The sequence below is a fragment of the Neobacillus drentensis genome (genome assembly GCF_036966985.1).
In the GTDB taxonomy this organism is placed as follows: domain Bacteria; phylum Bacillota; class Bacilli; order Bacillales; family Cytobacillaceae; genus Neobacillus; species Neobacillus drentensis_E.
In genome coordinates, this window is sequence record NZ_JBALSN010000461.1 from 1 (window position 1) to 1,345 (window position 1,345).

1 protein-coding gene is annotated in these 1,345 nt (G+C 32.3%); it reads left to right on the forward strand.

Features of this window, described 5'->3' with window-relative positions; genetic code table 11:
- The first annotated feature begins 239 nt into the window (after positions 1 to 239).
- The gene (locus V7659_RS25325) at positions 240 to 905 is read left to right on the forward strand and encodes a CPBP family glutamic-type intramembrane protease (protein ID WP_420491464.1); all 666 of its coding nucleotides are present in this window, start codon (positions 240 to 242) and stop codon (positions 903 to 905) included.
- Positions 906 to 1,345 lie beyond the last annotated feature (440 nt).

A 1,345-nucleotide genomic window follows, 5' to 3' on the forward strand; every position in this document is an offset into this window, starting at 1 on the left:
GCGGCTTTTCTTATTGTAAGTGGTAAAGAAGATTGCAAGTAAATGTTATATACATTAGCTTGTCTTCATAACTATGTATAAAAGGCATAGGGTGTGAAAAATTCATGCGAATATTAAAGAATGTATCTTTATTTTTTCTTTCCTCTTTATTATTCATGCTATCAATTATGTTTTTGAACGATAGGTTTCATTTAGGTATTTCTGATAACGATTTAGACATTTTTCTTGGACCTTCAATTATGTTAATTTGCTTCTGGATTGCTTCTCCGGACCTAAGGAAGCACTTCTTTGCACAATTCATCAGAGTCAAAGCTTTTGATAGAGTAGTATTGTTACCCGTTCTATTAGCAATATTATTGCTTTTTTTCGTGTATTCCTATTTCTACTTTCCAGTATTGTTTGATAAAGAGCCATTATCGGTTGGGAAAGCTCAATATATAGGGAATCAAGAACTTACAACTGCTGGTGAGATTTTATTGTTAGGGATCATAGGACCTTTTAGTGAAGAATTTCTATTCCGCTTCTTTCTTATTGTTTATTTGCCGTATCTAGCCCTCTATCAAACGTTCATTAAAAAGCCTCTAGTAACAAAGAAAAATGTGAATAAAAGTATTTCTAAACCTTTTATATTCTTAGAAAATGTAGCGAATAAGGTTTACTACCGAGTATTTGAAATGAAAGATAAAAAACTAATAAGTGGCTGGGTAATACTGGTATCATTTTTCTTCGCTCTCGTTCATGGACCTGACCTTTATTCATTTCCTCTCTATATCTTACCTGGGATACTATTTAGCTTTGTCTATTTAAAGTATGGATTTTTAGCAAGTTGGATATGTCATGGAGCTGCTAATTCCTTTTCAGGGATAGTTAATACTATATTTATCTCATTTCTTAATGGGACATGAAAAGAGTGAAACTACAAGAGTGTACGCTTATCTAAGTGGACATTTGAGAAGGGAGTTTTACAAGAAAGCATCCTTCAAATTTGGATGCTTTTTTTTGATTAAATAAAGGGTGCAAATTAGCATAAGAAGGGGACGATTTAGAGGATCAGCTATTTATTGATGACCCATTAGAAGTTGCCCAGACGATATAATATAGTGTAAATAAATTTAGACTTATACACTTTTAAAGTCTGAGGAGAAAATCCTTCAATCCTTTTATCCGATTCATAAAGTTCCCAGGATTTTGACAATAACACATTAATTCCTCCTTAATCGTTATATTAGAGGAATTATTACCTTGATTTTAGAAATGAAAACGTTAGGTATTGAACTATCGGGGCAGAATAGTTTATAAGAAGTGGGTACTATAAGTTCATTAGGTAGACTGGTGCCTTATTTCA